Origin of the sequence: Oscillibacter sp. CU971 (assembly GCF_905219725.1) — a bacterium.
Taxonomy (GTDB): Bacteria; Bacillota; Clostridia; order Oscillospirales; family Oscillospiraceae; genus Oscillibacter.
This window is the reverse complement of the sequence record NZ_CAJMXG010000253.1, coordinates 1-3,816: the sequence shown is the minus strand read 5'-3', so window position 1 is coordinate 3,816 and position 3,816 is coordinate 1. Positions and strand designations below refer to the sequence as shown.

Annotated in this window: 3 protein-coding genes and 1 pseudogene; 2 read left to right on the top strand and 2 right to left on the bottom strand. The window is 61.4% G+C overall.

What is annotated here, in order from left to right:
* Positions 1 to 554: pseudogene (locus JX325_RS13550) on the bottom strand (cell wall anchor protein); the annotation flags it as partial.
* A gap of 58 nt (positions 555 to 612) precedes the next feature.
* Positions 613 to 1,008 carry a SpoVG family protein gene (locus JX325_RS13545; protein ID WP_204791629.1) on the bottom strand — a complete coding sequence of 132 codons (396 nt, stop codon included), beginning with the start codon at positions 1,006 to 1,008 and terminating at the stop codon, positions 613 to 615.
* 44 nt (positions 1,009 to 1,052) lie between these two features.
* Here JX325_RS13545 and JX325_RS13540 point away from each other — a divergent pair, with 44 nt between their 5' ends.
* Positions 1,053 to 1,652: a hypothetical protein gene (locus JX325_RS13540; RefSeq protein ID WP_204791628.1), complete on the top strand. Its 600-nt coding sequence runs from the start codon at positions 1,053 to 1,055 to the stop codon at positions 1,650 to 1,652.
* Positions 1,653 to 1,752: 100 nt separating this feature from the next.
* On the top strand, positions 1,753 to 3,627 hold the full coding sequence (locus tag JX325_RS13535; RefSeq protein ID WP_204791627.1) for a DEAD/DEAH box helicase: 1,875 nt from the start codon (positions 1,753 to 1,755) through the stop codon (positions 3,625 to 3,627).
* The last annotated feature ends 189 nt before the right edge of the window (positions 3,628 to 3,816 follow it).

The window sequence follows — 3,816 nt, the reverse complement described above, 5'->3', positions numbered from 1 at the left end:
TCCGTCTGCCAGCTGATATCCTGGAGGGTCAGGGTGCGCCCGCCGTCCTGGATGGTCTTGGGGATGTACGAGGTGTCTTGTCCCGCCAGATTGGGATAGGAGCGGGTGACGTTGACCGCCTTGGTGGAGCTTCCATAGCCGGAGACGTCTACCTGGACGGTGTCCAGCTGAAGGGTGAGGGTGCCGGAGAGGCCGTCGTCGGTGACGAACTCCTTCTGCTGGGGCAGAAGCTCCAGCACGGAGGCCATATCCTTGTTTTTGCTCTCCAGGGTAACGGTCTCCACGTGCTGGCGGCTCTCGTTTTCTGGGAGCTCCNGCTTGAGCAGGTCCACCAGGGTGTAGCAAACGCCGTCCTGCTGGAAGTCGGAGCGAGGGATGCCCGCCGGGTCCTCCTCGGGGCCGAGGTCATAGACCTTACGGATCTTCTTGCCGTCCTCGCTCCNGGTGACGGAGCTGGGATAGCAGGCCGAGGAGGCGTCCGCCGCCAGGGCGGAGGGGATCATCACCGCCGAGAGAATCATGGCGGTCATGAGCAGGGATAAGATGCGTTTCATGGGTTGGGTTCCTCCTGTTAATATATTTCACAGCCCGAAGCGGGCTTGTGAGCGGTATCTACTGCATGGCCATTCCGCCGGGGGAATGGCTTTCTTCTTCGAGACCGTCAGGGGGCGTCTCCTCCGGGGTATCGGCGGGGCCGGGCGCGGCCCGCTCCTCGAAGCCGGAGGACTCCCGCTGCCGGGGCCGCTCATGGGCCTGGGGCTCATGGAGCCGGGCCATCTCCTGCCGGTAAGCCGCCAGCACCGTGTTCTGGAACTGCTGCCGGAACTCCTTGGTGCAGGGGAAGCAGACATCCTTGAGGCCCTCGTCGGTTCGATAGCTGGGCATAGAGACAAAAAGACCCTTGGAGCCGTCCACGATCCGCAGGTTCCGGACGGCAAAGCAGCCGCCCAGGGTGACGGAGGCGTTGGCCAGGATCTTGCCGCTGGTGTTAATGGAGTGAATCCTCACATCCGGAGGAGTACGCGAGAAGCACCAATGAGAGCGTCACGGACGTGAAAAAACGCATGGAGCTGGCGGAGCTGATGGTGGAGCTGCTGGAGTTCATCAACGCGCCGGGACAATTCCACATCGCCCGGGAGCTGAAGCTGTACTATCCCCTTGAGGAGCTTCAGAAGCTCCTCAAGAAGTGCCGGACGGAGAACGAGAAAGAGGACCTGAAAAACAGCGTCTTTGTCAACATCCTCCTGCGGCCCGCCGGGGACATGACCCGCTTCATCCGGGGCTTTAAGAACATCGTGGGCAGTGAGCAGCAGGAGGATTTTCTGGAGGAACAGCAGGAGATCGCCGCCGAAGTCATTGGCATTCTCCCCTCTCCCCAGGAAATGAGCACCCAGGCCATCCGGGACCGGGTCCGGACCCGGGAGGACCTGAGCGGCGCGCTGGAGCGGTCCATGGACAAATACCTGCTCAGGACCCGAAAGACGGAGACCCGAAACCGGCCCATCCTGCTGGCGGAGAAGGCTACCGGGTTTTTGGAAAGTATTGACGTGAACATCCTCTCCCGGCTGGGGGACAGTGAGCTCCAGCGCCTGCGGCGGCAGCTGGACCTGCTGGAAAAGGCGGCGGACGAGATTCGGCGAAGCCTGCCTTGAAAGAGCCTCCGGCCCGTTCCGGCGGGCGCCGTGTGCGCAGATCAAGGCGGGGCGTTCCGCTTTGCCCAATTCCCTAAATCCCTAAAAAGGAGGTTCCCCCGTGACCGAATGGCTCTTAGACTATGACGGCGCCGCCCTGACCCTCTGTGTCCCGGAGGGCGAGGCGGAGGCCCTGCCCTACAGCGCCTTTTATAAGCTCTCCCTTCGCCGCTATATCGCGAAGCGGGAGAGCGGCCTGTTCACCGGCAAGAGTGCCCTGACCTACCTGGATTTCCAGCGCGTCATCACCCTGTGTGAAAAGGAATGCGTCCGCCGGGGCGCGGCCCTCACGGTCTCCCCCGCCCTGGCGGACTATATTCAGGACCGGGGCAGCTATCTGACGCAGCGGTTCCGTCTGGGCGTGGAGATCAAAAACCGGGAGGAAAAGCTGCTCCCCCGGTTCCGGGAATATCAGTCTATTGTGAACGCCACCATGGCCCGGCCCCTGCGGGAGCGGCAGATGTGGGACTCCTTTTTCCTTTGCGCCATGAAACGCGCCGCCAACTTCTCCGTCCCCGGCTCCGGTAAGACCGCCTCCGTGCTGGGGGTCTACGCCTGCCTGAAAAGCCGGGGGCTCATCCGGCGGCTGGTGGTGGTCTGTCCCAAAAACGCTTTCGGCTCTTGGATGGAGGAGTTTGTCCAGTGCTTCGCTGGACGGGAGGAACTGCGGGTCCTAAACCTCCACGGCCCCGGACTGGCCACGGCGGCGGAGCGGCGGGCGGCGCTGCGGTACGACTCGGGGAACGTGAATTTGATCCTGGTGAACTATGAGACGTTGGGCGGCGTGCTGGAGGACCTGATTCCCCTGGTCCAGTCCCAGGCTCTTTTGGTCTTCGACGAGGTCCACAAGGTCAAAAAGGCGGGCGGGGAGTACGCCTCCGCCGCCCTGGCCCTGGCGGAGCAGTCCGTTTACCTCGCCGCCCTCACCGGAACGCCGGTCCCCAATTCCTACCTGGACCTCTATAATCTGCTGCACATTCTGTTCCCCAATGAGTATAACGAATTCTTCGGCTTCTCCGACATGCTCCTCCGCCATCCCACCCCGGCGGAGGTGGAGACGGTCAACAACCGGCTCCAGCCTTTCTTTTGCCGAACCACCAAGGAGCAGCTGGAGGTCCCCCCAGCCCTGCCGGACAGGATTCTCACCTGCCCCGCCGACGGGGAGGAAAACCGGCTTTTGGAGCTGCTGGTTCAAAAATACCGGGGGAACAAGCTAGCGTTGTTCCTGCGGATTCTCCAGCTGGAAAGCAACCCCCGGCTGCTGCTCCAAAAGCTGGACCTCCGGGATTTCCGGTATCTGCTGGACGACGGCGTCCCGGCGGGAGACGCCGGCCTTGACGGCTGCGGCCAGGAGGCCCGGCAGCTGATCGAAGCCTGTCCCCCCTCTGGGAAGTTCCGCCGCTGCGTTCAGCTGGCGGAGGAGCTGGCCAGAGAGGGAAAGCCCGTGATCATCTGGTGCGTCTTCCTGGACTCCATCCATACGCTGTCTGAAGCCCTGGAGAAGCGCGGCATCCCCACCCGCTGTATTTACGGCGCGGTGCCGCTGGAGGAGCGGCAGGACATCCTGCGGGATTTCAAATTAGGGCACTTCCAGGTTCTGCTGACCAACCCCCACACCCTGGCGGAGTCCGTGTCCCTGCACAGCGTCTGTCACGACGCCGTTTACTTTGAGTACAGCTACAATCTGGTTCACCTGCTCCAGTCCAAGGACCGCATCCACCGCCTGGGGCTGCCCAAGGGGCAGTATACGCAGTATGCTTTCCTTCAGACAGAGTNCCAAACGGAAAAGGGTCCCTNGTCCATGGAGGGCGTTGTCTACCAACGGCTCCGCCAAAAAGAGCAGACCATGCTGGAGGCCATCGGGCGGCGGACGCTGGAGGTTCTGCCCACCAGCGAGGAGGACCTGGAGATGATTTTCAGGCCTCTGCTCCAATGAACACGGCTGTTTTATTAAANAAGNGCTGTNAATTCGCAGTTGATTTTACGCTAACTGAGATATATTATTTCCGAGCTTAAAACTCGGAAATAATACATTTGATTCAAGCCGTTTTGCTCGCCGCTGTAAACAGCGGCAACCGCAAAACATGGCACATATTACTTCCGACCTTTCAGTTCGGAAGTAATA